Annotated in this window: 24 protein-coding genes; 12 read left to right on the top strand and 12 right to left on the bottom strand. The window is 55.7% G+C overall.

Annotated elements, in window-relative coordinates:
- The first annotated feature begins 139 nt into the window (after window positions 1–139).
- Window positions 140–1,336, top strand: coding sequence for an acetate/propionate family kinase (locus ACR0BK_RS15770; RefSeq protein WP_480520532.1), 1,197 nt, complete (start codon window positions 140–142; stop codon window positions 1,334–1,336).
- Here the strand turns inward: ACR0BK_RS15770 and ACR0BK_RS15765 are convergent.
- The 5 genes from ACR0BK_RS15765 to ACR0BK_RS15745 all read right to left on the bottom strand — a co-directional run bounded on the left by ACR0BK_RS15765 (window position 1,333) and on the right by ACR0BK_RS15745 (window position 6,315).
- Window positions 1,333–2,100 (bottom strand): citryl-CoA lyase, encoded by a 768-nt coding sequence (locus tag ACR0BK_RS15765; RefSeq protein ID WP_480555355.1) that lies wholly within the window; start codon window positions 2,098–2,100, stop codon window positions 1,333–1,335. The genes ACR0BK_RS15770 and ACR0BK_RS15765 overlap by 4 nt on opposite strands.
- Complete coding sequence (locus ACR0BK_RS15760) at window positions 2,097–3,281, bottom strand: CaiB/BaiF CoA transferase family protein (protein WP_480520536.1); 1,185 nt, start codon at window positions 3,279–3,281, stop codon at window positions 2,097–2,099. Before ACR0BK_RS15760 ends, ACR0BK_RS15765 begins: the two co-directional genes overlap by 4 nt.
- Window positions 3,274–4,785, bottom strand: a complete 1,512-nt coding sequence (locus ACR0BK_RS15755) for a tripartite tricarboxylate transporter permease (protein ID WP_480477308.1) — start codon at window positions 4,783–4,785, stop codon at window positions 3,274–3,276. The genes ACR0BK_RS15760 and ACR0BK_RS15755 overlap by 8 nt, the downstream gene beginning before the upstream one ends.
- Window position 4,786: 1 nt before the next feature.
- Entirely contained in the window at window positions 4,787–5,269 is a 483-nt protein-coding gene (locus ACR0BK_RS15750) for a tripartite tricarboxylate transporter TctB family protein (protein ID WP_480520538.1), read from the bottom strand.
- Between the two features lie 65 nt (window positions 5,270–5,334).
- Window positions 5,335–6,315 (bottom strand): Bug family tripartite tricarboxylate transporter substrate binding protein, encoded by a 981-nt coding sequence (locus ACR0BK_RS15745; RefSeq protein WP_480507960.1) that lies wholly within the window; start codon window positions 6,313–6,315, stop codon window positions 5,335–5,337.
- Window positions 6,316–6,422: 107 nt separating this feature from the next.
- On the opposite strand from ACR0BK_RS15745, the gene ACR0BK_RS15740 reads away from it, so the two are divergent.
- Genes ACR0BK_RS15740 through ACR0BK_RS15730 form a run of 3 tightly spaced genes read left to right on the top strand, consistent with a single transcriptional unit; the run spans window position 6,423 to window position 9,434 of the window.
- Window positions 6,423–7,091: a response regulator transcription factor gene (locus tag ACR0BK_RS15740; RefSeq protein ID WP_480555354.1), complete on the top strand. Its 669-nt coding sequence runs from the start codon at window positions 6,423–6,425 to the stop codon at window positions 7,089–7,091.
- The gene (locus ACR0BK_RS15735) at window positions 7,081–8,448 is read left to right on the top strand and encodes a sensor histidine kinase (protein WP_480555398.1); all 1,368 of its coding nucleotides are present in this window, start codon (window positions 7,081–7,083) and stop codon (window positions 8,446–8,448) included. The genes ACR0BK_RS15740 and ACR0BK_RS15735 overlap by 11 nt, the downstream gene beginning before the upstream one ends.
- Complete coding sequence (locus ACR0BK_RS15730) at window positions 8,427–9,434, top strand: ABC transporter substrate-binding protein (protein ID WP_480555353.1); 1,008 nt, start codon at window positions 8,427–8,429, stop codon at window positions 9,432–9,434. Before ACR0BK_RS15735 ends, ACR0BK_RS15730 begins: the two co-directional genes overlap by 22 nt.
- 8 nt (window positions 9,435–9,442) lie before the next feature.
- On the opposite strand, the gene ACR0BK_RS15725 is transcribed toward ACR0BK_RS15730, so the two are convergent.
- The gene (locus ACR0BK_RS15725; RefSeq protein ID WP_480555352.1) at window positions 9,443–10,759 is read right to left on the bottom strand and encodes an HlyD family type I secretion periplasmic adaptor subunit; all 1,317 of its coding nucleotides are present in this window, start codon (window positions 10,757–10,759) and stop codon (window positions 9,443–9,445) included.
- Window positions 10,759–12,498: a type I secretion system permease/ATPase gene (locus ACR0BK_RS15720; protein ID WP_480520548.1), complete on the bottom strand. Its 1,740-nt coding sequence runs from the start codon at window positions 12,496–12,498 to the stop codon at window positions 10,759–10,761. The genes ACR0BK_RS15725 and ACR0BK_RS15720 overlap by 1 nt, the downstream gene beginning before the upstream one ends.
- A 394-nt stretch (window positions 12,499–12,892) precedes the next feature.
- Here ACR0BK_RS15720 and ACR0BK_RS15715 point away from each other — a divergent pair, with 394 nt between their 5' ends.
- The 7 genes from ACR0BK_RS15715 (at window position 12,893) to ACR0BK_RS15685 (ending at window position 20,269) form a co-directional block, all read left to right on the top strand.
- Window positions 12,893–13,669, top strand: coding sequence for a FadR/GntR family transcriptional regulator (locus ACR0BK_RS15715; RefSeq protein WP_480555351.1), 777 nt, complete (start codon window positions 12,893–12,895; stop codon window positions 13,667–13,669).
- On the top strand, window positions 13,662–14,813 hold the full coding sequence (locus ACR0BK_RS15710) for an aminotransferase class I/II-fold pyridoxal phosphate-dependent enzyme (RefSeq protein ID WP_480555350.1): 1,152 nt from the start codon (window positions 13,662–13,664) through the stop codon (window positions 14,811–14,813). The genes ACR0BK_RS15715 and ACR0BK_RS15710 overlap by 8 nt, the downstream gene beginning before the upstream one ends.
- Window positions 14,814–14,848: 35 nt before the next feature.
- The gene (locus tag ACR0BK_RS15705) at window positions 14,849–16,108 is read left to right on the top strand and encodes an ABC transporter substrate-binding protein (RefSeq protein ID WP_480555349.1); all 1,260 of its coding nucleotides are present in this window, start codon (window positions 14,849–14,851) and stop codon (window positions 16,106–16,108) included.
- Window positions 16,109–16,176: 68 nt separating this feature from the next.
- Window positions 16,177–17,040 carry a carbohydrate ABC transporter permease gene (locus ACR0BK_RS15700; protein WP_480555347.1) on the top strand — a complete coding sequence of 288 codons (864 nt, stop codon included), beginning with the start codon at window positions 16,177–16,179 and terminating at the stop codon, window positions 17,038–17,040.
- Between the two features lie 10 nt (window positions 17,041–17,050).
- Entirely contained in the window at window positions 17,051–17,893 is an 843-nt protein-coding gene (locus ACR0BK_RS15695) for a carbohydrate ABC transporter permease (protein ID WP_480546696.1), read from the top strand.
- 11 nt (window positions 17,894–17,904) lie between these two features.
- A complete protein-coding gene (locus tag ACR0BK_RS15690) occupies window positions 17,905–18,972 on the top strand; it encodes an ABC transporter ATP-binding protein (protein ID WP_480555345.1) in 1,068 nt (355 codons plus the stop codon).
- Between the two features lie 67 nt (window positions 18,973–19,039).
- On the top strand, window positions 19,040–20,269 hold the full coding sequence (locus tag ACR0BK_RS15685; protein ID WP_480520560.1) for an AGE family epimerase/isomerase: 1,230 nt from the start codon (window positions 19,040–19,042) through the stop codon (window positions 20,267–20,269).
- Between the two features lie 144 nt (window positions 20,270–20,413).
- Here ACR0BK_RS15685 and ACR0BK_RS15680 read toward each other — a convergent pair whose 3' ends face one another.
- The 4 genes from ACR0BK_RS15680 to ACR0BK_RS15665 are packed head-to-tail and all read right to left on the bottom strand — an operon-like array spanning window position 20,414 to window position 24,578.
- Entirely contained in the window at window positions 20,414–21,469 is a 1,056-nt protein-coding gene (locus ACR0BK_RS15680) for an aldolase/citrate lyase family protein (RefSeq protein WP_480555344.1), read from the bottom strand.
- A gap of 12 nt (window positions 21,470–21,481) precedes the next feature.
- Complete coding sequence (hpaH, locus tag ACR0BK_RS15675; protein WP_480555342.1) at window positions 21,482–22,282, bottom strand: 2-oxo-hept-4-ene-1,7-dioate hydratase; 801 nt, start codon at window positions 22,280–22,282, stop codon at window positions 21,482–21,484.
- Window positions 22,279–23,133 carry a fumarylacetoacetate hydrolase family protein gene (locus tag ACR0BK_RS15670; protein WP_480555341.1) on the bottom strand — a complete coding sequence of 285 codons (855 nt, stop codon included), beginning with the start codon at window positions 23,131–23,133 and terminating at the stop codon, window positions 22,279–22,281. The genes hpaH and ACR0BK_RS15670 overlap by 4 nt, the downstream gene beginning before the upstream one ends.
- Complete coding sequence (locus tag ACR0BK_RS15665; RefSeq protein ID WP_480555339.1) at window positions 23,133–24,578, bottom strand: NAD-dependent succinate-semialdehyde dehydrogenase; 1,446 nt, start codon at window positions 24,576–24,578, stop codon at window positions 23,133–23,135. Before ACR0BK_RS15665 ends, ACR0BK_RS15670 begins: the two co-directional genes overlap by 1 nt.
- A 124-nt stretch (window positions 24,579–24,702) precedes the next feature.
- Here ACR0BK_RS15665 and ACR0BK_RS15660 point away from each other — a divergent pair, with 124 nt between their 5' ends.
- Window positions 24,703–25,608: an MlrC C-terminal domain-containing protein gene (locus ACR0BK_RS15660; RefSeq protein WP_480555338.1), complete on the top strand. Its 906-nt coding sequence runs from the start codon at window positions 24,703–24,705 to the stop codon at window positions 25,606–25,608.
- A 391-nt stretch (window positions 25,609–25,999) separates the two neighbouring features.
- Here ACR0BK_RS15660 and ACR0BK_RS15655 read toward each other — a convergent pair.
- A partial coding sequence (locus ACR0BK_RS15655) for a hypothetical protein (protein WP_480555337.1) occupies window positions 26,000–26,965 on the bottom strand: 966 nt, incomplete at its 5' end.

Here is a 26,965-nt window from a genome sequence, read left to right as displayed (position 1 = left end):
TCTTGAAAGTTCGAAAAGACCGGGGTTGTCGCGGTGGGCTGGTTCGTAGTCTCTTGTATAACGTCTGAAGCACAACCTTGGCCCAATGCGGATCTGTAAACTTCCTGAGCTTCACCTTTTCGTAAACCAGAGGGTATGCATGACACATGTCGTGACACTGAATGCCGGATCGTCTTCGATGAAGTTCGGCCTGTTCGAACTGACAGAAGACGATCCAATCATGGTGTGCACCGGTGTGGTCGAACGGATCGGCGAGCCTGAGCCAACCGTCAAGGCGCGGTCATCTGGCGGCGGAGTTCTGGCGAATGGCACGGCAGGAGATATTCACGATCATGCCGCCGCCCTGGACTGGGTACTGAACCTGTTGTCACGTGCCTTCCCCAGTTGCGAGGTCACCGCGGTTGGGCATCGTATTGTTCACGGCGGACCTGAGATCGATACGCCATTGCCGTTGACCGCCGCTGCTTTGGAGGAGTTGGACAAGCTCTCTCCGTATGCACCTCTGCACCAGCCGCACAACCTGGCTGGCGTCAAGGCAGCTATGGAACGCTTTCCAAATGCCGCCCAGATTGCCTGTTTTGACACGGCCTTTCATCGCAATCACCCCTGGGAGAACGACGTATTCGCCCTGCCGCGCGAGTATTACGACAAAGGCGTCCGCCGCTATGGTTTTCACGGGCTTAGTTATGAGTACATCTCGGACCATTTGGCCAAAACCGCGCCACTTTTGCACGCGGGGCGGGTTGTGGTCGCGCATTTGGGTAACGGTGCGTCGATGTGTGCCATGATCGGGGGGCGATCCGTCGGTTCGACCATGGGGTTTTCGTCGTTGGACGGGCTGCCGATGGGATCACGTTGCGGTCAGCTCGATCCAGGTGTTTTGTTGTATCTGATGGATCAGGAAGGGTTGAGCGCCTCAGAGATTTCCGACCTTCTGTTTCGCAAATCAGGTTTGCTGGGTCTGTCCGGACTTTCAAGCGACATGCGCACTCTTGAAAAAGCAGATACCCGTGAAAGCCGACAGGCCATCAGCTATTTCACTTTCCGCATCCGCCGCGAACTTGGGGCAATGGCCGCAATATTGGGCGGTATTGATGCCCTGATCTTCACTGGTGGTATCGGAGAAAACTCGCGTCTTGTACGCGACAGGGTATGTTCCGGAATGGGGTGGCTGGGGATTGAACTGGATCCCGATGCCAACGCGGACAATGATCGGATAATCTCGACAAATCTGTCCCGTGTGGTGGCCATGGTTATTCCGACAAACGAAGAGCTGGTTATTGCCCGTGCTGCCGCAGATCTGTTGACAAATCGATCCCATCGGAAAAGTGCTTAGCCCGGCTGGTACGTCCAGCGATACGAGGGTGGGGTCGGCCCTTTGTTGCGACCACCTTGCTGCATCTGCTCCCAGGCATGTGCCAGAATACCCACTGATCGGGACAGGCAGAAAAGGCCGCGCGCCAATGGTGGCGCAAACCCAAGCTCGGCATAAATAACTGCGGTTGCGCCATCGATGTTCATCGGGACGGGTTTACCCTTACGCCGCGCAAGCTCTGCCTCGATCTGCTGCGCAATGCGCATGACCTGCCCATCGCAAGCACCGGTTTTCACCGCTTCGGCGACCAGTTCCATCAGGCGCGGCGCACGAGGGTCTGTGGGTGTGTGAAACCTGTGACCAAAACCCGGAAGTATCTTTCCGTGGCTTTCGATCCTCGCATTGATTGCCTGCTCCAAAGTGCCAGGGTAAAGGCCCACAAAGTGGTAGAGTTCCACGGTTTGCTCGCCAGCCCCTCCATGAATGTCGCCCAACATGTTCACGGCGCTCGCCATCGCGTTGTTGAGAGGCAGGCCACAGGTCACCGCCATGCGCGCGGTCGCAATCGATGGGGCCTGCGGACCGTGGTCGACTGCCGCGACCAGCGCGGCTTCGAACAATTGGGCCTGCGCTTTTGATGGGTGGTCGCCGCGTACCATGAACCAGATCATCTCCGCGAAACCCAGGCGTCCGATCAGGTTTTGAATCGGCTCTCCGCGCAGGTCGATCCGGCCAGGTTCCATATCGATGATGGATGTTGCCCACCAATCTGACACATCGTTCATATGATCCCCTCTCTGCGCAGCGCGTCGATTTCCGCGTCGGTCAATCCGATTTCAGACCACACTGCCTTGTTGTCGGCCCCAAGTTTTGGTGGCGCGATTTGCGGCATTCGCCGGGTGCCATCCATTACGACGGGACTACCTGCAAGCTGCATCTGTTCGCCGTGAACCTGTAAAGAGCCAATCAGACCGCGATCGTAAAGTTGCGGGTCTGCAAGGGCCTCTGGTACGGTCAGAACTTGCCCAGCTGGAACACCCAAAGCGTTTAATTCACTCACCCATTCGGCCGCAGCCTTCGTTTTCAGGGTTCGTTCCAGTTTTGTACGTAAGGCGTGGCGGTTTCTTTTGCGGTCTTCGCGCGTTGCGTAATCAGCGTTGTCCAGAAGATCATCCCGCCCCAGACAGCGGGCAAGTGCCTGCCATTGCTCGTCCCGATTGGCCGCGATGTTGATCGGGCTGTCCAGCGTGGCAAATGTCCCTGAGGGGGCCGAGGTTGTGTTCTCATTCCCGTGTGCTCCGGGTGTTACGCCGCCCACCAGATAATTTGAAACAACCCAGCCCATCGTCGAAATTACGGCTTCGGACATCGCAACATCCAGATACGCGCCGCGCGGGTTGGCGTTCAATGCCGCCGCGACTGCAAAGGCAGCCGTCATCCCCCCGACCGTGTCTGCCAACGGATAGCCGACGCGATAAGGTGCCGTGTCGGGGGCGCCGGTGATTGACATCACGCCGCTGATACCCTGCACAATCTGGTCATAAGCCGGATCGCCGCGCCGGGGGCCATCCTGCCCGAACCCGCTGATGGCGCAATAGATCAGGTTGGAATTGACGTTGCGCAGAACTTCGTAACCAAGACCAAGACGATCCATTACTCCGGGCCGGAAGTTTTCCACCAGAACATCGGCTGACTGGACAAGGCGTTTCAGCAGCGCCTTGCCCTTTTCCGATTTCATGTCCAGCGTGACAGATTTTTTCCCGGCATTCTGCGCCAGAAAACTGATCCCCATCCCCGCCTTGTTTCTGGCAGGATCGGCTCCCAGAACGCGAGCAAGGTCGCCACCATCGGGGCGTTCGACCTTGATCACGTCGGCACCCATCAATGCCAGTTGGTAGCAGCAATACGGACCCGCGAGGACATTGGTCAGATCGAGAACCCGTATTCCCGCCAGCGGGTCAGTCACCTTCGGCAACCCCTTCCGCCCGGGCCTGTGCACGGCGCGCGCGGTAGCTGGGCAGGAGCACCAGAAGCGCCGCGATAACCAGCAGACCCAGCGTCATCGGGCGTTCCCAGATAAAGGCGATGCCATCGTACAACTGCATGGACCGTGAGAAGTTGTCTTCCATCATGCCGCCGAGGATGAAACCAATCAGCAGTGGTGCCAATGGGTAATCAGCGAATTTCAACGCCGTTGCGCATACCCCAAAACCTACCAGTATCAGCAGTTCGGTTGCATTGTTCTGCCCGATATAGGCCCCCATCAGAGTAAAGAACAAAATAAAGGGGATCAGATAGTTGCGCGGCACCGAGAGAACTTTGGCAATGTAGGGGATCAGCGGCAGATTCAGGATCAGAAGCACCAGATTGCCAATGAACATGGACATGATGACCGCCCAAAAGATCTGCGGCTCGTCCAGCATAAGGCGTGGGCCCGGCGTCACGTTCAGCGCAATCAATGCGCCAAGCAGGATCGCCGTCGTACCCGATCCGGGAATGCCCAGGGTCAGCAGCGGTACGAACGAGCCGGTACAGGCGGCGTTGTTTGCTGTTTCAGGCGCGGCCAGCCCTTTGATTGACCCTTTGCCGAATTCGTCCTGCTCGGCTTTTGGGGCGATGTTACGCTCGACCGCATAGCCCAGAAAACTGGCAATCGTTGCACCGGCACCCGGCAGAACGCCGATGAAAAACCCTTGGATAGACTGGCGGCCAATCACCGGAGCAATGGCTTTGGCTTCCTCCCTGCTTATGCGCAGGTCCTTGATTTCGCCTTCTTCGCCCTTAAGGTCCTTGGGTTTGAGAACAAGAAACAGAGCTTCGGGTAAGGCGAACATGGCCATTGCAAGTGTGATAAAGCCAAAACCCGACTGCAAATCCATGATGCCCATTGTGAAGCGGGGCATGTTGAACAGCGCGCCTTCGCCGACGGTTGCCATAATCAATCCAAGGATTGTCATTATGATAGCCTTGGCAACCTGACCTGTTCCCGCGAAAGCGGCAATGGCGGACAAGCCGACAACCATCAGCGCGAAATACTCGGCCGAGTGGAAAAGCAACGCAACAGAGGACAGGGCAGGAGCGAAGACCATCAACAGCAACGCACCGAACGTGCCACCTGCAAAGCTCGCAATTGCGGCAATGGTCAAGGCTTTGCCCGCTTTGCCCTGACGGGCCATCGGGTAGCCGTCAAAGCTGGACGCGACGGTACCCGCGACCCCCGGGGCATTCAGCAGAATAGAAGAGGTCGAGCCACCAAAAATGGCGCCATAATACACGCCGGCCAGCAGGATCAGCGCGGCCGACGGGTCACCCATGGAAATTGCCACCGGGATCATGATGGCGATGATCGACATCGGGCCCAGACCCGGAAGCATTCCGATGAATGTGCCGATCAGACAGCCTGCGACGACCATCAGCAGGTTTTGCAGTGAGAATGCCGTTTGCAGGCCAATCAGAAGTCCTTCAAGCATGTCAGCCTCCGAAAATGCCGGGCAAGGGGCGCATGTAAATGCCAAGGACTTCCTGAACCAGATACCAGACTGTACCGGTGGCAATCAGGGCGACGAGAAACATGAGATGCCATTTGCGTTCGCCCAATATAAATGATCCTAAGATTAGGAAGGCCGAGGTTGAGATCAGAAACCCAACAGGGCGCAGGCACAATGCGTAGACGACCATCAGAACCAGCAGCATGATCGCCTGACCAAGATGGTAATCGCCCAACCGCCGATAATCGATTTCAGGTTCGCTGGGTTCAGCCTTTTCAAAGCCCAGCAGAATGATCGTGGCCGTGATGATGCCCAAAATCGACAGCACTTTGGGAAAAGTGCTTGGCCAGATGGGATTTCTTTGCATGAAAGGAGGCAGACTACTGTCCATCGTGAACCAAGCGGCGTAGCCATATGTTAAACAAACACCCAGAAGAATGAGCGCGATCCAGCGATCCAGCGCCATGGGACCCCCTCCTTTTTTCGTCGTCAGGGATGGCAGAGCGGGTTACCGCTCTGCCCAAGTTGGATTCAGAGGAAGCCCAGCTTCTTCATCAGATCACCAATCTGTTGTTCTTGCTGCTCAAGAAATGACCGGAAATCATCGCCAGAGTTGTGGATGTTCACCCAACCGTTGCGTGCACGAACCTCTTCCCATTCCGGGGTGTCGTACATCTTTGCAATCGCGGCCTGATAGGCTGCAAGCTTGTCCTCGGGCAGGCCCGGGGCCGCGAAGAAGCCACGCCAGTTCACAAAGGTGGTGTCGATGCCCTGTTCTTTCATGGTCATCGCGTCTGGGGCGGCGTCAACACGATCTGCCGATGTAACGCCAATGATCTTGACTTCACCTGCGTTGGCCAAATCGACGGCCTCCGAAAAACCCGTAGACAGGGCTGCGATCTCACCGGACAGAAGGGCAGCCATGGCTTTGCCACCTGCATCATATGGGATGTATTTCACGCCAAGAGCATCCTTCCCAGCGGCTTCCATCACCATTGCTGCGACCAGGTGGTCCATGCCACCAGGAACTGAGCCACCGCCAATGGCCGTGTTGCCCGGGTCGGCGTCGAATGCAGCAAGTAGATCACTCATAGAGTTGATAGGGCTGTCTTTGCCGACAACAATTGCTGCGTAATCTCCAATCGTGCCCGACACCAACGTCAGGTCGCGGAAGTTGTGAGGGAACACGCCAGTCAACGAACGGATCACGATTGGCGTGGAGTTTACCATCAACGTCCCGTGGTTGCTGTCGGCGTTTTCAATCAGATAGCCGATGGCTTTGCCGCCACCACCGCCTGACATGTTTTCATAAGACGCGGTGCCCACAAGGCCGGCGTTCGTCAGCGCTTCGCCGGTGCCGCGAGCGGTACCGTCCCAACCACCACCGGCGCCGCCGGGGATCAGAAAGTGGATGCTGTCCACTACCTGGTCTTCGGCCAGAACAGGTCCTGAAAGACCTACTGCAGCAACAGCTGCGATCAGGGCGCGACGGCCCAGTGCGAAAGTTGTCATGATGTCCTCCCATTTGACAACGGGCCGCATGGCGGCTCAGATTGGGAAAACTTAAACACACCAACCTGACATCAACCTGTCATGCACGAGAATAGTGTTAAGACCCGATGAAATTTCTACTTGTCGAAGACAATCTTGACCTCGCAAACGCGATCGGCTCCCGCATGAGGTTGGACGGCCATGTGGTTGATCACGCTTCAAAACTGGACGATGCGACAGCCTTTGTTGAATCGCAGGAATACGATCTGATCCTGCTGGATATCATGCTGCCGGACGGGGACGGTCGCGATTTCCTCAAGCGACATCGCGCGAGCCATTTGGACACGCCGGTGATCGTTTTGACGGCCCGCAGTCAGGTTTCGGATCGAATCGGCTCGCTTGATCTGGGTGCTGACGATTATGTCACCAAGCCGTTTGATCATGCCGAGCTTGAAGCGCGCTGCCGCGCAGTTCTGCGTCGCAAATCCGGGAATACGAAGACAACGATAGAAGTCGGTGGCATCGTATTCGATCCCCTGGCGGGCCATCTTACCGTGGGTGACGAGACCGTGTCGCTGCGGAATCGTGAACTGCGCCTGCTGGAATTGTTCATCAGCGCACCTGGTCAGGTTTTTTCGAAACAAAAACTAACCGACCGGCTTTTTTCTTATGATGATGATGTCTCTGATAACGCGATCGAAGTTTATGTGGGCCGCCTGCGCAAGCATCTGGAACTCTCGGACCTGAAGATCACCACGCTTCGTGGGCTGGGATACAGACTTGACCATGCCTCCTGATCCCAATGTGTCAGGATCGCTGCGGAACAGGCTGGTTCTGACACTGATCGGCGGCGCGGCCATACTTGCGTTCCTGCTGTTTGTCGCAGTCCGAAACTATGCTGCGCAGGTCGCGCAACAGGGGCAAGACAACATACTTGGCGCATCAGTGGCCTCAATCCTCGATGCGGCCGCCTTGCGGGAAGGGGTGTTGGAGGTCGATATCCCGTATGCGGCCTTCGCGATGCTAAGCACCCCTGCGGACGACAGAATCTTCTATTCTATCTTTCAGGACGGGTCGTTTCTGTCCGGATACGAGGATTTTCCACCGACCATAGGACCGCATGACGGCAAGTCGCTTTTCAGGTTCAGCCAGATTCGCGGTGAAACCATTCGTCAGGTCAGCGCCAGCCGGACTTTGGTGGGATTGGATAAGCAAACCGAGCTCGTGGTCGCGCTGGGGCAAACGCAAGATGCGTTGGCGGAGACTCTGGACCAGATTTCGCGCAATGCGGCGATTCTGGGCGTAGGGTTCTTTGCCCTTGCCGCCGCTCTTTCCTTTTGGGCGACGTCCTCGACCATCGGGCAGTTGAACAGGTTGACAACCTCTGTCACCCGCCGTGGCCCACAGGACTTGAGCCCGTTCAAAAAGCCGGTACCCCGCGAAATGGCCCCATTGGTTGCTTCACTGAACTCATTGATGGGTCGGCTTGATCAGTCACTGAGCCAGTCAGAAGATTTTATCGCCGAAGCGGCTCACCGCGTTCGCACCCCGCTTGCCACTGTCAGGTCATATGCTGATGCCACTTTGCAAAGGGTTGAAAAAGAAGAAAACCGCGAGGCGCTGCGTTCGATGGTGCGCGCCATTGACGAAAGCTCACGTGCAGCTGGTCAGCTGTTGGATCACGCAATGATCACGTTCCGGGCTGATCATCTTGAGCGGGAAGACATAGACCTGAACGCCTTGGTCCGTGACCTTGTGCAGCGCCTAACACCAATTGCCGAGATGAAGGACCTGTCACTGTCGCTTTGTGGCGACCCACAGGTCATGTATTCAGGTGACCCCATCCTCATTCAAAACGCCGTACGCAACATGATTGACAATGCACTGAAATATGCTCCGGCCGACAGTTCTGTTCGCATCGAAGTCACTTCGGAACCACGGGTTCAAATCCGGGTAAAAGATCGTGGCACGGGGTTCCCCATAAACGAAATTGACACTCTCACGCGCCGTTTCGAACGGGGTAAGAACGCAAGTGGCACCATCGGGTCCGGTCTGGGCCTGACCATCGCGCGGGACGTTGCAACAGCGCATGGTGGAACGCTTGACTTGTCCAACAGGCAGGGAGGCGGCGCTTGCGTTACATTATCGCTTTAGTCTTCCTTTGGTTTCCTGCTGTCACACTGGCGCAAATCTGGGAGGATCGGCAAGTATTCAACGCCGAAGCAGACGAGGCGCATATTCGGGTCATCTCGAGCACGGATACGTTTTTGTTTGAGCCTATGATTTCCGGTTTTATCAAGGAGAACCCTGACATTTCTGTCGAGTATATGGTGACGGGTACTGCCGACATCGATCGAATCGTGCGTGCCGCACCGGAAGATTTCGATATTGTCATTTCCAGCGCTATGGACCTGCAACTGAAACTGGCCAATGACGGATATGGACGCGTGATCGATGACATATCTCTGCCGTCCTGGGCGCAGTGGCATCGCAGTCTTTTCGCCTTCACGTTTGAGCCCGCGACCATCGTGATCAACCGTGCCGCCTTTTCCGGCACGCCTATCCCGGAGACCCGACAGCAACTGATCGAAGCACTTCGAATGCGACCGGACAGTTTTCGGGGCCGGGTGGGAACTTATGACATCCGCCAGTCCGGTCTAGGGTATCTGTTTGCGACGCAGGATGCCCGTGCGTCAGAAACGTTCTGGCGTCTGATGGAAGTCATGGGCGGTTTGGATGTGCGTCTGTACTGCTGTTCGGGTGACATGATTGACGACCTTGTTAAAGGCGAGATCGCCGTCGCCTACAATGTACTTGGCAGCTACGCGGATGCGCGCGACGGGCACAAGGATACGCTTGAGGTTATTCTGCCGTCGGATTTTCAGACGACCATGATGCGCACGGCAATGGTGCTTGAAGGTACACCCGTACCTGAATTTGCCGCGTCTTTTGTCCGTCACCTTGTATCCAGTCAATCCAGCCGGGCAGGTGGCAGCCATACCCTCCCGCCTTTGGCGCCTTATGACACGGACGAAGAACGTGAAACGATCGGGCTGGATCCAGCGTTGATGACGTTTTTGGACAGATTAAAACGCCGCCGGTTTCTGGCCGAATGGGAAAGCGCGGTAATCCAAAGATAGCCCTGCCGTTATTCCCTAAATGCACGATTGAAGTAATCGGCCATCGGCTTGACAAGATAGGACAACGGAGTGCGCTCATCGGTTTTGATCAGTGTCTCAACAGGCATACCCGGCAAAAGTTCCTGACCGTTGAGACGGTCCATTTCACCATCATTCATAATCACCTCGGCGCGGTAGAAAGTGAAGCCGGACTGTTCATCCGTGAAAGTGTCGGCAGACACGTTTTTGACCTGCCCGTCCAATTCAGGTGTTTCGCGCTGATTGAAGGCCGGAAATCGCAGGGCGACAGGTTGACCCACGTGCAGCTGATCCACATGGATTGCGTCCACACGCGCGGCGACCAGCAATGGCGTATCCTGTGGGACCACATACATCATGGGTTCGCCCGGCTGAATCACCGACTGCAGGGCAAAGACCTGACTGCCGTAAACGGTTCCGTTGACAGGTGCGCGGATGTCCAAACGTGCCATCCGCTCGGACAGGGATAGTCGGCGTTCCGATAGTTCAGCAATTTGGGCCTGTACGTCTCGCAAAGTGGTAATCGCCTCCTCCCGGCGGGTTGCAGTCAGTTCAACGATCTGGATCTCGGTTGATGCGATCTGCCCTTTGAGGCGGGCGACAGCGGCTTCCAGTCGACCTATTTCACCTGTCAGGCTGGCTTCTTCCCGTTGCAGGGCCAGCACGCGACTGGTTTGGGTCAATCCACGTTTCAACAGGCTTTGCTGGTCTTCCAGCTCATCCTCGATCAACTCAACCTGACGGCGCAGGGAAACGAGTTGGGCTTGTGTGCCTTCGATCTCACTTTCGATCTGAACCAACTGCTTTTTCAGTTGTTCGTGCTGCTTGGACATTGTTTCCACCCGCGCGTCGAACAAGTTTTGTTGCCCTACAATCAGGTCGGGATCAATGCTGTATTCCTCCTGTACCTCGTGCAACTGCGCCGACAGCTCTTGCGACGAAAGCCCGTCGCGTTCGGCCTGAAGCCGGGCACGCCGGACCAGAAGTTCGAAAAGCTGCGCTTCCACAATCGTCTGTTCGGACAATAGGAAAGTATCATCCAGTCTCAGCAACATCTCGCCCGAGGCGACCACATCACCATCGCGTACAAAGATTTCGCCAACAACGCCGCCATCAGGGTGTTCGACCACCTGACGGTTGCTTTGTACCTCGATCACGCCTGAGGATACGATCGCACCAGCTAGGCGTGTCTTCACTGCCCAAAGGCCCAGTCCGCCGACCAAAATGGCAAGCGCGGCGAATCCTACCAGGGCGGGGATTCTCATACTCCAGGCCTGCGCCTGCTTCTTGGTCGTGTTTTTTGCCATTATTCACCTACGGGGCTAAGCTTGCGCTTAATCGCGCCCGCATTCTGCACCATTGCGCTGAGAACCTCGTCACGACTACCGAACTTGACCACTTGTCCTTTTTCGACAACGGCCAGATCGTCACATTCCGAAATGGCCTGCGGGCGGTGTGTCATGATGATCGCGGCTTTGCCGGCCGCCTTGAGCCCCCTCACGGCCGCGTTCAAGGCTTCGGTGCCATCCGCGTCCAGTGCCGAGTTTGGTTCGTCCAGAATAAGCAGAACAGGGTCGCCATAGAGGGCGCGGGCCAGAGCGATGCGCTGTTTCTGTCCACCTGACAACTGACTGTCATTGCCTTCAAGGAAGGTGCCATAACCTTTCTCCAAAGACAGGATCAGGTCGTGTGCATTGGCTTTTTTGGCCGCGGCCACCACCGCTTCGGAATCCGGGTTCTCCGACATTCGGGCGATGTTCTCGGCCACCGTTCCGTTAAATAGGGTAACCTGCTGCGGCAAATATCCGATATGGCTGCCCAAATCGTTGGAGTCATATTGATCCAGAGTGGCACCACCCAGCCGAATTTCCCCGGCTGCCGGATTCCAAAGCCCCAGCAACGCCTTGGCCAGTGTCGTCTTTCCCGACCCGCTTTTGCCGATGACACCCAGCGCCTTGCCCGGTTGCAGTTTCAGATTGACGTTCCGCAACGTTGGCGTTGTTGCCCCAGGGGGAATGACAGTCAGCGATTTTGCTTCCAGCTGCGCCTTCGGGATGGGCAAGCGGATCCGCTGCTCTTCGGGTGGGGTCTGATCCAAAAACCGGCTGAGGGAAGTCCAGGCTGTTCGCGCACGTTCGATCATGCCCCATTGGCCAACCGCTTGTTCGACCGGGGCGAGGGCCCGACCCAAAAGGATTGAGCCCGCAATCATCGCGCCCGGTGTCATTTCATTTTGCAGAACCAGCCACGCGCCCAAGGCAAGCATTGCAGATTGAAGAAACAGTCGTAGCGACTTGGTCAGAGATGTAAAACTGCCTGTCCAATCGCTGGCAGAAATGGTTTGGCGTAAGGCATTCGAACGCTGGTCCAACCACCGCTTTGTCACGTCCGCCTGCATACCTTGAGAGCGCACAACCTCTGCCGCTTGTCTCGCATGTTCCGCAAAGGCGTTTGCCCGCGCCGCTGCAGATTGTGCCTCGGCGACTTTCCTGCTGGTCAGCGCCTGATTGAGCAGTGCAATCACGACAAGTAGAACACCGCTTGTCACGGCCAGCCAACCCAGCAGGGGATGAAACAGGAAAATCGCGCCCAGAAAAACAGGCGTCCATGGTATATCCATCACCGCCAGCAGAACGGGGGACGAACACAGGTTTCGAATGGATTCCAGATCACGCAAGGCCGTCGCCGGGGCAGATCGTATTTGCGGCATAAGTGAACGCCGCAGCGTTGCTTCGAAGACGCGCTCATCCAACTGTGACTGGAACCGTGCGCCGAACCGGGCAACGATGCGTCCGCGGGCAAAATCCAGCATCGCCATCAGCGCATAAAGCAACGCCACCAACAAAAACAACGCTGTCAGTGTTTCCACCGCACGCGAGCCCAATACCCGGTCATACACCTGCAACATAAACAATGGGCCTGTCAGCATAAGCAGGTTCACAAAAATGCTGAACAAGAACGCCAAAGCAAGGAACGCGATCCCCTGATTGCGTACATTGCGCAGTTCATGTCGGGGGGCCGCGGATACGCGGTGTTCAGGTTTCAATGTTTTAAATCCATATTATTCGGAGATGCGACCCCGCACTTAAAAAGTTAGATCAGCCTTGCCAAGTTTGCACATCTTTTTTTGGGCAAGAAACCGCGGGTCCTTGGCGTAAAGAAGCACTATTCAGCCGTAGCTGACAAAAAAAACTAACGGCGATTATGGGCACCGTTAGGCGGGCGCTTCAGGATAACGGCAATTCGGGCGGAATACAGCAAGAAAGACGGTCACGCAAAGACCACAACCTGCCAACAAGCCGCAGGCGAGGAAGGCTGTATCGATCCGGCCGCGAAATGACCGAGACCAAATTTTTTCGACTTTATCTGTAGGGATGGCAAGTGTTGTTATATTGTCGGACATTATTGTTTATTTTGTCCTACATTAAATGTAGAAGTGAATGAAACACGAATCGGAGAAGTCGCACGTGGCCAAAAGAACGCCCCCAAAGGAAAAAGCTGAGAGTGTCGGCAACACCTTGAACGTGCTACCAGCTGGCAGCAGTGGCCGGGACGTTCTGGAAGCTCTCTCTGGAATGATCGAAGCGGAAGGTTTGAAAGTAGGCGATCGCCTGCCGCCAGAGATCAAAATTGCAAATCAGCTTGGAATCGGACGGGCGAAGGTTCGCGAGGCCCTGACAAGTTGGCAGAACATGGGCATCGTTGTGCGGAACAAGAAAGCAGGGACGCGTTTGGCAGCCGAGGTATCTGCCAACACGATCCATCTCCCACTCACGCTGAAGCTCGAAGCCGAAAGCCTTTTGCGGACACACGCCGTGCGCCGGCCACTGGAAATCGAGGCTGCAAGGTTGGCTGCATTGAATTGCTCAGACGCGCAGCGGCTTTTGATTTCGGCCCGCGTTGCCGAGCTCATAGCTGTTCATTCTGCGGGTGAGGATTGGCGACCGGCCGACTACCGGTTTCACGCGGCACTGCATGAAGCGTGCGGAAACCCACTTTTCGGGCAGTTGATACGGCAAATTCAGAAAGCATTTCACGAAGTATATGACACCCCATTCGGCCAACCACACTTGGGTCAAGCCTCAATTCCAATACATGCGCAGCTGGCTGAAGCAGTTGTCGCAGGCCGTGCAGATGAAGCCGCGCGTATTATCGGCGAGATCATGGACATGGTCGAAGCAGAAGTCCTAGAAATCATGGAAAGTCAGAATGTCTGATTACAGAGACCTTGCAACGCGTCTTGCAACTATCTTCCCGGAAGAGGCAGGTTCGGTCACGCCTCCTATTGTTCAAACCTCACTATTCACCTTTGACAATTATCAGAGTTTTGAAGACCGGATGGCCGGAAGATCAGAAACAGCCATCTACACGCGCGTGGAAAACCCGACCGTCGCCGCGTTTGAAACGCTCATGGCTGAAGCCGAACAAGGTCAGGCTGCCGTTGCATTTGCTTCCGGGATGGCGGCCATTTCCTCAACGCTGCTGGCATTTGTCAAACCCGGTGACCGGATTGCCTGCGTCGAACACGTCTATCCGGATTCATTCCGGTTTATGGAGCGCATCCTGCGCCCGTTCGGGGTGCATATCGACTACCATGCGCCGGAGCGTTTCGAGAACGACCCCGATCTGCTTGCCGATGTAACGGTGGCCTATCTGGAGAGCCCCGGATCGATTGTTTTTGAGGCGATGGATCTACGTCGTGTCGCAGAGCATGCCAGACGCCACAATGTGTTGACGATAATCGATAATTCATGGGCAAGCCCGGTGTTCCAACGCCCCCTCGCACTGGGCATCGACATCGTCATCCACTCGGCCTCGAAGTACATTTCGGGGCACTCGGACACGGTTGCGGGCGTGGTGGTTGCCTCCCGGGACCATATCGCCCGCATCCGTGATCTGACACTTCCTTTGCTTGGGGCCAAACTGGCACCTTTTGAGGCCTTCCTGCTGACGCGCGGCCTGCGCACGCTGAACGCACGCATGATGCAGCATCAAGCGACGGCCAACATGTTTGTTGATCGCCTGGCCACTGTTCCGCAGGTCAGGCGGGTCAACTCACCAGGCGCCAACGACGTGCCCGGGCTGACGGGGCGGTCCGGACTTATGTCGGTTGAGTTTGATGACAGTGTCGACATCGCCAAACTTTCTGATGCCTTGAACCTTTTCCGCCTCGGTGTGAGCTGGGGTGGCTTCGAAAGTCTGATCCTGCCTGCGCGCGTCGGACTTGCTCAGGCTGGTGAACAAAACTCAATGCAGAAATTTGGGGTCTCACCCAATCTGGTGCGCCTGAGTTTGGGGCTCGAGTCGGCAGAAAATCTATGGGCCGATTTTTCTTCGGCGCTCGCCGAAAGCACGGCTTAGAACCGTTCGCTCAATAAAATCAACAGGAGGAAAACATGAAGAAACTACTAACTGGAATGACGGCTGCGGCCGTGCTCATGGGTTCGGCATCTTACGCCGAGACCACATTGAAACTGGTCGAGGTTATTACAAGCCCCGAGCGTACAGAGGTGCTTCAGGGACTGGTTGATGAGTTTGAAGCCAATAATCCCGACGTCACTGTCGAGATTGTATCGCTACCTTGGGGTAACGCGTTCGAAAAGCTGGCAACAATGGTGGCAGGTGGCGACATCCCTGATGTGGTTGAAATGCCCGATACCTGGCAGGCTCTTTATGCTGGGTCCGATCAGCTGGTCAGTCTCAAGGATCATGTCGCCGGATGGGAACACGGGGCTTCGCTGACTGACAAGACAGTCGCTATGGGCAGCCAGGCGGGTGATCTCTATATGATCCCGTACGGATTCTATCTGCGGGCGATGTTCTACAACAAGAAACTGCTGGCCGAAGCGGGTATCGACACTCCCCCGACAACGATGGAGGAGTTCAAGGCAGCCTCGGCCGCAGTGTCCGAGCTTGAGGGCAAGTATGGGTACTGTTTGCGCGGTGGTCCCGGTGGAACAAATGGCTGGATCATGTTCGCCGCAGCCATGAACGGCACCAACGAGTTCTTCACAGAAGACGGTGTCAGCCGCATCAACGAGCCCGGCTCGGTCGAAGGTATCCAGTTCATGATCGACATGTATCAGAACGGATATGCGCCCAAGGACGCCGTCAGTTGGGGCTTTAACGAGATCGTGGCCGGTTTCTATTCCGGTACATGTGCATTCCTCGATCAGGATCCGGACGCACTGATCGCTATTGCCGAGCGGATGCCTGCCGAAGATTTTGCGGTCATTCCGATGCCTGTCGGACCTTCGGGCAAAGCTTTCCCGACCATTGGGTTCGCAGGTTGGTCGATTTTCAGCGCGACAGAACACGAGGACGAAGCCTTTGATCTGGTTGCGGCCTTGTCGACGCCCGAAGCCAATGCCGCGTGGGCAAAGCGTGTTGGTGTCATTCCGATCCACAAAGGTGCCGATCAGGATCCTCATTTCCAGACCGAGCAATTCAAAGGCTGGTTCGAAGAACTGAACGGCGAGCAATATGTGCCAACAACAATGCCAACCAACCTGGAACAGTGGGGCTATTTTGGCAGCACGCTTCTGCTGGAAACCAGTCAGGAAGCCCTGTTGGGGCAGCGCAGCGCGCAGGACGTCGCGGATGAGTGGGCTGAGTTCCTCACTGACGAACACGCCAAGTGGAAGGCAAGACAGTGATTTCGCGCGCTCAGAAAACTGTCAGGCCCGGGGAAACCCGGGCACGACGCTCGCTCTACCTACAATACATGGTCGAGCCGTTTTTCTATTTGTCACCCGCTATTCTTCTGATCGGTGCGGTGATCATGGTTCCGCTAATCATCGGAATCTCATATTCGTTCCAATCCATTGAGCTGTTGAAGCCTTTTGCTTCTGGCTGGATCGGGTTTGAAAACTACGTTGATCTGTGGGGAGACCGCAAGTTCTGGATCGCGATGGAGAACACGCTGTTTTGGACCTTTTGGTCGATAACATTCCAGTTTCTGCTTGGCCTTGGTCTTGCCATGCTTTTGAATACGCAGTTCTATGGAAAGAAACTTTTTCAGGCGCTTGTTTTCCTACCCTGGGCTGTCCCGACCTTCCTTTCTGCGCTGACATGGGCGTGGCTTTTTAACCCTGTCATCGGCCCGCTACCGCATTGGCTGGCCGCCCTTGGCATTCTGTCAGAGCCCTACAATATCCTTGGCGATCCCGAGCTTGCCATGTGGGGGCCGATCACTGCAAATATCTGGTTTGGCGTACCGTTCTTTGCGATCACGCTGTTGGCGGCTTTGCAATCGATACCCGGTGAGCTTTATGAGGCTGCAGAAGTCGATGGCGCGACCCCATGGCAGACCTTCACCAAGATCACCTTGCCGTTCCTTGCTCCGATGATCGCGATCACCGTGATGCTGCGGACGATCTGGATCGCCAATTTCGCCGACCTGATCTACGTGATGACCGGCGGCGGGCCTGCCAATTCGACGCAAATCCTGTCGACCTACATCTTCACCACAGCTTTTCGAAAATTGGACTTCGGCTATGCGTCAACCATTGCTGTGGCGCTGCTGGTGATCCTTCTGATTTACGCCGTAGTCCTGCTCTGGCTTCGTAAGAAGCTGGTCAAGATTTGAGGAGTTGGCCATGTCAGCTGTCAGGAATCCCAACCCGCTGCTGGTTTTGGGTAAATACGCAGCACTTGCGTTCTATCTGATCTTTGCGTTGTTCCCGCTTTATTGGTTGCTCAAGATCGGGTTGACCCCGGACGCGCTGATCTTTTCAGAGGGAACGCGCCTGTTCCCAAGCGAAGTGACCTTTTCAAACTTCAAAACAGTCATTTTTCAGACCGATTTTGTGGCCTATTTCCGGAACTCTCTTGTGGTGTCGCTGGGGGCGGCGTTCTTTACGACATTGTTCGCGGCTGGGGCGGGTTATGCCTTTTCCCGCTTTGTTTTCGCGGGCAAACGGATCATCATTGCCTTGATGCTAGTCACCCAGATGTTCCCGCTGCTGATGATCATCGCACCCATCTACAAGATCATCGCGGACCTGGGGCTGTTGAATTCGCTGACAAGCCTGATCGTTGTCTACACCGCGTTCAACATCCCCTTTGCAACATTCCTGATGCAGTCATTCTTTGACGGCATTCCCAAAGATCTTGAAGACGCGGCGATGATGGATGGCTGTACGCGGTTTCAGGCGCTGCGCAAAGTAGTGTTCCCGCTGACATTGCCCGGTCTCGGGGCGACGCTTGGATTTGTCTTTACTGCCGCATGGTCCGAGCTGTTGTTTGCGTTGATGCTGATTTCAAAGAACGACGCGATGACATTCCCGGTTGGCTTGTTGACATTTGTTTCCAAATTCTCGGTCGATTGGGGGCAAATGATGGCGGCCGGCGTGCTGGCACTGATCCCAAGTTGCCTCTTCTTCATCTTCATTCAACGCTATCTCGTGCAGGGCCTCACGTCCGGCGCGGTCAAAGGATAGGAGGCCAAATCATGGCACGTATTGAACTTCGTGACGTTGCAAAACGCTATGGATCCGTCGAGGTTCTGCGCAACATCAACCTTGAGATTCAGGATGGTGAGTTCATCGTTCTGGTCGGCCCGTCAGGCTGCGGCAAGTCCACTTTGCTGCGCATGGTTGCTGGTCTTGAACCGATATCAAGCGGCGACTTTCTGATCGATGGCGAGCGCATGAATGATGTGAGGCCAAGGGATCGGGACATCGCGATGGTGTTCCAGTCCTACGCTCTCTATCCGCATATGGATGTCGCTCGGAACATGGGCTTCTCAATGGAAATCCGCAAAACTCCGGTGGCTGAACGCATGTCAAAGGTCGCCCAGGCGGCAGAGACGCTGGGGTTGACCAAATTGACGGATCGCTTGCCCAAGGCCCTTTCAGGAGGTCAACGTCAGCGGGTTGCCATGGGGCGGGCCATCATCCGAGACCCACGCGCATTTCTGTTTGACGAGCCATTGTCAAACCTTGATGCGGCTCTGCGTGTCGAGATGCGGCTGGAGATCGCGCGGCTTCATCAAAAACTAGGTGCGACCATGATCTATGTGACCCATGATCAGGTCGAAGCGTTGACGCTGGCAGATCGGATCGTTGTTCTCAACGCAGGGGATATCCAGCAAGTCGGCAGTCCGCTCGAGCTTTATGAAAGGCCGGCCAACAAATTTGTTGCCCAGTTTATCGGCTCACCCACCATGAATGTTGTGCCTGTATTGGGAACCAAAACAGGTGTGAATGTCGGGAATGGGGTTGAAATCAGGATACTCGATCAACCCCTTACCGCTCAGGCGAAAGAACTGGGTGTAAGGCCGGAACATATCGATGTTGTGGACAACGGCACCGGTGATCTGTCGGCCGTGGCGGATGTTGTGGAACATCTGGGGTCGGACACGAACATCTACGTCAATGCCGAAGGGATCGGCCCCATGATGGTGCGCAAGCATGGCAATATCCCGGTGAAATCCGGGGATCGCCTCGGTTTGCGCATTCAAGCACAGAATGCACATCTGTTTGCTTCGGATGGTACAGCGTTGAGACGGGCTTGCTGAGATGGTGGATAATTTGGAAGATTGGGCTTCGCCGCATGCGATAAAACTCCATCCGCGGGATCTTTAGATGAACGATAACCAGTTATTGCTGCCGGGGTCGCAGTCCGAAGCCGGGTTTTGGGTTGAAACGTCAAGACATCGCGATTGGTTGATGAATCAGGCCATGCGGCAACTTACGTTCTTCAGCGCGAGCTGCCGGGATGAGTCCGGGTTCTATACACTTGGTCACGATGGCCGCCCGTTGCCCGGCAAGCCGCAGGAGCTGCACACGACGACCCGGTTGGTTCATTCTTATGCATTAGGACTTCTGTCCGGTTTCCAAGGTGCTGAACGGATCATTGATCACGGCATGACATATCTCGATAGCCATCACCGAGATCGCGACCACGGCGGATATCTCTGGGCGTTGGATGGGGATCAGATCAAGGATGACCGCAAGCTTGCCTATGGGCACGTCTTTGTCCTTCTTGCCTCGGCAAGTGCGAAACTGGCGGGTCACCCGGATGCAGACAAGCTAATGACAGATGTCCAAAGTGTTCTGGAAAAACACTTCTGGGACGAAGAAGCAGGCCTGTTTCGCGATGAATGGAACAGGGATTGGACGCCGTTTTCCACATATCGCGGAATGAATGCGAATATGCACGGCGTTGAGGCAATGCTGGCCGCCTTTGAAGCCACAGGAGACGAAATCTTCCTGTCCCGCGCCGGTCGCATTCTGGACTTCTTCATTGGCAAAATTGCACCCGGTGAAAACTGGCGGCTTCCCGAACACTATTCGTCTGATTGGCAGATCAACCGGGATTATGCGGGTGACCCGATGTTCAGACCTTACGGAACAACGCCGGGGCATTCGTTCGAATTGGGTCGGCTTCAGCTTCAGCATTGGGATTTGTCAGGCCGAACGAACCCCAATGCTCCGTACAGGGCGCGCCGCTTGATTGCGCAGGCTTTGAATGATGCGTGGCTGCCTGGCGGCGGGTTGGCCTATACTCTTGATTTTGATGGTCGCGTTGCCAATGCTTCGCGGTTCTGGTGGCCCATCACCGAAGCCATAGGGGCGGTTGCCGCTCTGATCGCGCTAGACAGAAGGCCAGAAGACGAGGAGTGGTACAGAAAGCTCTGGACCTATGCGAGTGAAACACTTGTGGATCATCGACATGGCGGCTGGTTTCCAGCAGTGGATGGGGCAGGGGCTGTAGTGACATCTATTTTTGACGGCAAGCCGGACATCTACCACTCGTTGCAAGCCTGTCTGTTTCCGCTGTCAGGACGTTTGTCGAGGATGATGCCGCTTTAGGTTTGGAAAATCCTCAGTTGCGGCTTGTCTTACCCGAGTAAGAATCCGGTGCAGGGTCTTGTCGAATACCCGCAGACTACAAATCGTAGCCTGCGGCGGTGTCCGAATGTCAGGAGGTCGCTCGGTTGCCCCTGCATTCCAGTGTTATGCACTCCAATCAACCTTGAACTCTTCGCGAAATGCAAAGCGTTTCAAGTGGTCTTCTATGACTACTTTCCAGGAGTTCAAATCGCCACGTGGGCCGACTGAAGCAACTATGTCCAGCCCCTCGTCCGTCGCTTTCATCGCGACCGCACACCCGTTTTCAAATGAAACTTTCCCTTCAGTTACATCAAATTCTACTTGCCCCTTGTAGGACCAGTGCTTGCATAACTGCTGAAGATACTTGCTGGCCACATCTGTTGGCGCATTTCCTGACGCGCTCTGGTCCGGCAACATTTCCAACGCAGTTTCAGCCGCCCCGCGCACAGCCTTCGCAAAAAGTGTTACGTCGATATTCGTGGCCAGGAACGTAACCCCAAGATCCACGCACTTGCGCTGCATCACAGGGTCCAACGTCAGGATGCCCGCTGCCTTGCCCGCGGCCACGATCCGTTTCAACGCGTCCAAAACCGCTTCGACCACGTCGGTGTGGCCAGCATTGCCGATGTGGCCCATATCCGCGGCCAAATCTGACGGACCGATAAATACGCCGTCGACATCTGTGGTCAGAATGTCATCCAGTGCATCCAGGCCAAGGCGGTTTTCCACCTGAACCAACAGGCAAATCTGGTCACCTGCCGTTGTGAGGTAATCCGGAATCGCCGCAAAACGCGAAGCTCGCGCCAGAGCAGACCCAACGCCTCGAACTCCATGTGGGGGATATTGCACCGCGCGCACCAACTCCCGCGCTTGATCGCCGCTTTCAACCATTGGCACCAATATGCTTTGGATGCCAGCATCGAGATATTGCTTGATCATCCAGGTCTCGCCAATTGGCAGGCGCGCTACTGGCTGGCTACCTGTTCCTTCAATGACCCTCGCTTGCTCCAGAATGGACAGTAGATCGTTTGGGGCGTGTTCCCCATCCACAAGAAGCCAGTCAAATCTGGATGTGGCGGCGATTTCGGCGGCATATGCGTTGGCCATCCCAATCCAGCATCCGATCTGGGGTTTTCCGGCTTTCAGTGCGGCCTTGAAGGGGTTTGTTGGCGCGGGCAATGAAGTTCTCCTTCAGTCGAATTTGATATTGACCGAACCGAAGGGTCCGAACTCGGCGTTGATTTCTGATCCTGGCGGGCATTCGACAGGGCGGATGAAGCTGCCTGACAGGATCACTTGTCCGGGTTCAATACTTTGACCGTATTGCGCCATGCGCCGGGCCAGCCAGACAACACTTTCGACTGGATCATTCAATACGCCGGCACCAAGGCCGGTTTCCTCAATCTCACCGTTGCGGAAGGTCAAGGCACCAACCCAGCGCAGGTCGAAGTCGTCTATCGCGTGACGTTCCGAGCCCAGCACAATGCCCGCATTGGCGGCATTGTCGCTGATCGTGTCAAAGACGGTTCGGATCTTGCCGGTCTCGGGGTCCTGACGCTGAATACGTGTGTCCAGAATTTCAATCACCGGCGCGACGTAATCGGTGGCGGATATGATATCGTCGCGGCTCACATTCTCGCCGCCGACGGCGGATTTCATGACAAAGGCGATTTCAGTCTCGATCCGGGGCTGGATGAAACGGCCTGCAGGGACCGTACCACCGTGTTCAAACGCCATGTCATCAAACAGGATGCCGCTGTCGGGAATATCGATGTTTAGCGCATATTGCATCGCTTTCGACGTCAGACCGATCTTCCACCCGATGACCCTGCGCCCCTCGGCCAGTTTCTGGCGATAGATGGCATTCTGCACCTCGTAGGCGTCGCCCATATTCATTTCGGGGTGACGCAGGCTCAGCAGACCGATCTGGTCGCCGGTGCGTTCGGCCTGAAGCAGGTCGGCTGCCGCGCGGGCGTGCTCTTCGGGTGTCATACCTTCTCATCCTCGACCGTGTTGCGCAGGGTGCCGATACCTTCGACGAAGACCTCGACCACGTCACCCGGTACAAGATACTTTGGCGGGTCAAAGCGCGCGCCCGCTCCGGTGGGGGTACCTGTTACGATAATGTCACCCGGTTTCAGGGTCATGAAGGTCGAGATATACTCGATTTCGCGCCGGATCGGGAACATCATGCGGTCGAGGGTATCGTCCTGACGCAACTCACCATTGACGCGGGTCTGAATGCGGGCGTCATCCAATTGCGCCGGGTCGGTGAAAGGCACCAGCCATGGGCCGATCGACCCTGAATTGTCCCAGTTCTTGCCCTGAGTTACGTTGAACTTGGCATGGCGCACCCAATCGCGGATCGTGCCTTCGTTGCACAGCGTCAACGCGGCGATGTGATCATAGGCTTCGTCCTGCGAAATCCGACGGCCCGCCTTGCCGATCACAATGGCCACTTCGCCCTCGTAATCCAGCGTGCGGTTTTCAGGCGGGCGGATCAGCGGGCGGTTGTGGCCGGTAAAGCCGCTGGCAAAGCGCGGGAACAGCGACATGTATTCCGGCTGCGCGCTGCCATCCTTGTATTCCGCATTCCTGTCCGGGAAGTTCACGCCGACGCACAGAATGCGAAGGGCATCCGGCATCACCATTTCATAGGTGAAATCGGAATGGGTCACCGGCTTGCCCTCGGCCGCCGCAGCCAACCGGCTAAACTCACCCGTAGCGATGACCTCATACAGGCTGGAAAACTCAGGAAAATCACCGTTCAGGGCGATCGCACCATCATCGGTAATCGCGCCAAAGAAGGTATCCCCTTCGGCGGTAAAAGTAGCAAAGCGCATTAAGCCTCCTCGGCGGTGTCGATGCCGCCCATGCACAGGTATTTGAGTTCCATGAAGTCATTCAGCCCATGGCGCGAGCCTTCACGGCCCAGACCAGACATCTTAACCCCGCCAAAGGGAGCTTCCGCGGTCGAGATCAGGCCGGTGTTGATACCGACCATGCCATATTCCAGCTTCTCGGAAACTCGCCAAACGCGAGCCAGGTCGCGGGAATAGAAATATGAGGCAAGGCCGAACTCGGTGTTATTTGCCGCAGCGACGACTTCGCTTTCGGTGTTGAACTTAAAAAGGGGCGCGACCGGGCCAAACGTCTCTTCGGTCGCGACCGCCATCTCCGAAGTGACTCCGGTCAATATGGTTGGCTCAAAGAATGTGCCGCCCATGTCGTGTGACTTGCCACCCAGAATGACATCGGCTCCTTTCGAGGTCGCATCAGCGATGTGTTCAGCAACCTTGTCGACTGCCGCCTGATCGATCAGCGGGCCGAATATGATACCTTCGTCAAAGCCATTACCAATGGGCAGAGTAGCTACTTTGTCGCGCAGCTTGGCGGCAAAGGAATCGTAGACACCGGCCTGCACGTAAATGCGGTTGGCACAAACACAGGTCTGACCATTATTTCGAAACTTGGCGATCACCGCCCCTTCAACAGCGGCGTCCAGATCAGTATCATCGAAAACAATGAAGGGCGCATTGCCACCCAGCTCCAACCCCAGTTTTTTGATCGTTGGCGCACATTGCACATATAGAAGCGTGCCGAACTCGGTCGAACCGGTAAAGGTCAGCTTCTGCACTGTCGGGTTCCCGGTCATCTCGCCGCCAATGCCACGGGCTGAGCCGGTGACGACCGAGAACAGTCCCGCAGGCAGGCCCGCTCTCTCGGCCAGAACTGCCAACGCGATAGCTGAGAACGGAGTCTGGCCGGCCGGTTTCAGAACCATAGAGCAGCCCGCCGCCAGTGCAGGGCCAGCCTTGCGCGTGATCATTGCGTTTGGGAAATTCCACGGCGTGATCGCGGCGACAACCCCGATGGGTTGTTTGATCGTCAGGATGCGTTTGTCTGGAGCGTGGCCAGGTGTGACATCACCATAGGCGCGGCGGGCCTCTTCTGCGAACCACTCTATGAAGCTGGCACCATAGGCGATCTCACCTTTGGCTTCGGCCAGTGGCTTGCCCTGCTCGGCTGTCAGGATGGCACCCAGATCGTCCTGGTTCTCCATCATCAGTTCGTACCAGCGGTGCAGAACTTGACTGCGCGTCTTGGCGGTTCGTTTAGCCCACCCGTGGCGCGCGGTCTCGGCGGCACCCAGATTGGGAACATGACCAATAACTTCGCCGGTGGCGGGGTTGGTGACGGCCAGGCCGGTGGCCGGGTCAGCTTCAATCCAGCGTGTACCTATAAGGGCAGCCTCACGCAGCAAACCGGGGTCATTCAAAGGAAACATATCGGGACCTGCATCAGTTCGAATTGGATAGATCAACGGCTTGCCCGGCCAAAAGGCATCATGAGCAAGCAATCGGAGTGGACATCGCGATCCTTAAACCGGGAATATGACGTTAGTCTGACCGGTGCCCTACCTGATCCCCCTGCATGTGCAACATACGGGTTCTGCGCCGATCAATGATATCTATCAACTGCCACCCAAGTTTGAGCGGCAAGGCATTTTGGCAGAGATCGCTCTTGGTTTTACGGCGGCGGATTTTCCTGACACAGGCCCATCCTGCATTGCCTATGCCTTGACTGCTGCAAAAGCGGCTGCCGCTGCCAGAAAAATCCTCAACATGTTCCTGTCCCGTGAGGCCAGCTTAGAATGTAAGATGTTGTCTTTGGAAGAGGCCGTTTCCACATGCCGTCAAAGGCGCGAAGATCCTATCGTTCTTGCCGATGTTCAGGACAATCCGGGCGCAGGCGGAACATCAGATACAACGGGGTTGCTGACCGCTTTGATTGAGGGCGGGGTAAAAAACGTTCTGATGGGTCTGTTCCATGATCCGGAAAGTGCCAATCAGGCCCATGCGGCAGGGGAGGGTGCGCGGATCATTCTGGCTATCGGCGCAAAGTCGAACCTGGTCGGACATGTTCCAGTCAGCGCAGAGTTTGAAGTGCTCTCCTTAAGTGATGGCGCATGCCGCTATACCGGTGAAATGTATGGCGGTGGGACAGCTGCGCTAGGCAAGACAGCTGCGCTACGTTTGGTTGGACACGACGCCGACATTGACCTTGTCGTCACAAGCATACGAAACCAATGCTTGGATCGCGCGCATTTTACTCATATTGGGTTAAACCCTTTGAGTTATTCGGTGATCTGCGTCAAAAGCACAGCGCATTTCCGGGCAGATTTCGAACCTGTTGCAAGCCATGTCTATTCGGTCGCTTCGCCCGGAGTTTTTCTCTGCGACCTCGAAAAAGTTCCTTACACTTCTGTCGCGAGAAGAGTGCCCAACAGCCGTAATGTTTCCTTTGAGGCGTCATAATATGACAGCCCTTTGATGTCAGAGCCGCCCCGACGTGCGAAGTGCTCCACTGGAGTAACTTTCTTCAGCCTCGAATGCTCAGCTTTAAGCCGCCCACATATCTCTGCAATCGGGAACTTACACTTTTTTCGCGCCCAGCCGGGTACTGCACATGACAAACAGCGGGAGTAACACCGGTACATTTAACGCACGAATTGTCGGAAACAGTTTTGCTTCGGTATGGCTTGCAGGCGCGAGAAGTTGAAGCGCAACGTACAAATCCGCACCCATCCAAAGAAGTTACTTGTCGTCTTCAGCTTGAGTTCGCAAAGGGGCCCACAAACCTTTGATTGCGGCCCCGAACTAGGTAATCGCAGCCTGTTCAGTATCTCCAACAAAGCCGGGGGTAACATCACCACCAGAAGCTGTCTTCCTCCAGCAAGGATGCAATTGTCAGGTTAGCATCCTCGTCCAACACATCAATTGCAGGTTCATGCCAAGCACCGTCCGAGTTGGTTGTAAAGGGTGCGTCAACGTTATTTTTTACGCAAGAAACAACCAACCCATAGATATCCTCATCATCTTGGTAGGTTGCCAAGTCGGGCCTAAATTCCAGATAGTCGACATCTTCGTCCCATTCGGAGGCCACGGGCTCCTCAGCCACCGTCACGGTAGTGATTTCGGATGCCAACAAAACGCTCAGCTTTGGTTGAACAGGACCAATGGTCCCATTTCCATCAACATCGTGGCCATAGAAGACCTCGACATCCACAACATTGGCAACGATAGCACCGCTTTGGTATTGTCCCGAAGCATCCGTGGTCCATTCGGCATATGATCCGTTCGCATTTTGCCACAGCACCTTGTAACCGCCACCCGACGCTTCCACCTGAAGTGCCTGCCAACCCGGCAGGCTGTCTGGCCCAATTGCATTGCCATTGTACGACAGGCCGATGGTACCGTTGATCAGATATTCACCACGAGTTGATGACGTGAATGCTGTCGACCCGCTGGTCTCGATATTGGTTGTGACGTGGCCGGTCTGGCCGTCATTGTTCAGATCAACACCATAAATGGCCTCGACATCCACGACATTGGCGATGCCGGTCCCGCTAACATATTGTCCCGAAGCATCCGTGGTCCATTCGGCATATGATCCGTTCGCATTTTGCCACAGCACCTTGTAGCCACCACCCGATGCTTCGGCCTGAAGTGCCTGCCAACCTGGCAGGCTGTTTGGCCCAACTGCATTGCCATTGAGAGTGACGCCGATGGTACCGTTGATCAGATATTCACCACGAGTTGATGACGCGAATGCTGTCGACCCGCTGGTCTCGATATTGGTTGTGACGTGGCCGGTCTGGCCGTCATTGTTCAG

The organism is Ruegeria sp. AF1, from assembly GCF_056542125.1.
This window is presented reverse-complemented; position numbering and strand designations above follow the sequence as displayed.